Consider the following 1,539-nt stretch of genomic DNA (forward strand, 5'->3'; position numbering starts at 1 on the left):
GTGGTTAAGGAACTCGGCAAATTGCCCCCGTAACTTCGGGAGAAGGGGGACCTCTGCTGGTGTGGCGCTGTTGAACGAATGATCCGTCCGGGGCGGGTAAGGGCGAGAGATCGGCGGCGTCCTATCCTGGGCGGGTGAGTGGACGGGACCCGGACCGGCGCAGGGCGCTGCTCGACGCCGCCGATCGGGTCATCCTGGCCCAGGGTCCCGAGGTCTCGATGGCGGCCATCGCCGCCGAGGCCGGCATCACCAAGCCGATCCTCTACCGCCACTTCGGCGACAAGAGCGGTCTCTACCAGGCCCTGGCCGACCGCCACGTCCGCACCGTGATCGCCCAGCTCCGCCCCGAGCTCGCCGCCCCAGGGACCGACCTGCGGAGCAGGGCGCGGAGCACCATCGGCGTCTACCTCGACCTGATCTCGGCCAACCGCAACCTCTACCGGTTCCTGTTCCACCGGGCCAGCTCCGAGGACTCCAGGATCCGCTCGCACATGACAGCCCTCGTCAGGGGCCTGGGCGAGGAGCTCGGCGGCCTGCTCGTCGTCGAGCGCGTGGTGCCGGAGCCGACCAAGGCGCAGGTGCTCGGGCACGCGTTCGTCGGCATGGTGCAGACGACCTGCGACTGGTGGCTGGAGCACCCCGAGGTGGACCGCGTGGAGGTGGTGGAGGGCCTGGTGGACGTGGTCGCCGCCGCCCTCGCCTCCCGGAGCGCCGTCGTCAGTCCCCGAAGCGGGACAGCTTCCCAGGCCGCCGGGCGTACCTGAGCGCCCAGGATGGCCACCGGTCAAGCGTGCGATTTCCGGGGAGGTCTCGGCAACGGGTTCTCCCCGAGCATCCGCAGCAGGTCCCACTCGTTCTCGCACACGCGCCGCCCGATCGCGGCCAGCTCCACCGACCGCGCGCCGCCGCGCAGGTGCCGCATGGTCTGCATGACGCAGATGATGCCCCACTTGAGCACCCCGAACGTCTCCCACCAGCGCAGCGCGTCCCGGTCGACGGGGTGGCCGCCGGCCCGCTCGTACGAGGAGATCAGCTCGTCGTAGTCCCCGAAGCCGCCCACCGGCAGCGGCGAGCCGAACCGCCACGCCTTGACGCACAGCCACCCGAGGTCCTCGAGGGGGTCGCCGAGGTGGGCGAGCTCCCAGTCGAGCACCGCCCTGATCCCCTCGGGCCCGACGATGAGGTTGCCGTTGCGGAAGTCGCCGTGCACGACCGTACGCCGCGTGCTGCCCGGCCGGTCGGCGGCCAGCCGGCGCAGCGCCAGCTCGAACACCGGGTGCGGCTCGCCGAGCAGGTCGAGCACGTCCCGCCAGCGCCGCAGCGGGTCATCATCCACTTCCTGTGGCAGGCCGGACGCCGGCATCCGGTGGATCGCGGCGAGCGCCTGCCCGCACTGCGCCGCCAGCCGGGGCCTGGCGGCCGCGTAGGCGTCGTCGCGCAGGATCTTGCGCGGGATGGTCTCGCCGGGCACGCGCGTCATGAGGATGTACGACCCACCGCTGGAGACCACCTCGGGCACCGGCACTCCGGCGCCGGACG

At 72.1% G+C, this 1,539-nt stretch carries 2 protein-coding genes; one reads left to right on the plus strand and one right to left on the minus strand.

What is annotated here, in order from left to right; translation table 11 throughout:
* The first annotated feature begins 134 nt into the window (after positions 1-134).
* Entirely contained in the window at positions 135-764 is a 630-nt protein-coding gene (locus AB0J09_RS64460) for a TetR/AcrR family transcriptional regulator (RefSeq protein ID WP_360714341.1), read from the plus strand.
* 20 nt (positions 765-784) lie between these two features.
* On the opposite strand, the gene AB0J09_RS64465 is transcribed toward AB0J09_RS64460, so the two are convergent.
* A partial coding sequence (locus AB0J09_RS64465; protein WP_360714343.1) for a phosphotransferase family protein occupies positions 785-1,539 on the minus strand: 755 nt, incomplete at its 5' end.

It is taken from the genome of Nonomuraea sp. NPDC049784 (genome assembly GCF_040659615.1).
GTDB lineage: Bacteria > Actinomycetota > Actinomycetes > Streptosporangiales > Streptosporangiaceae > Nonomuraea.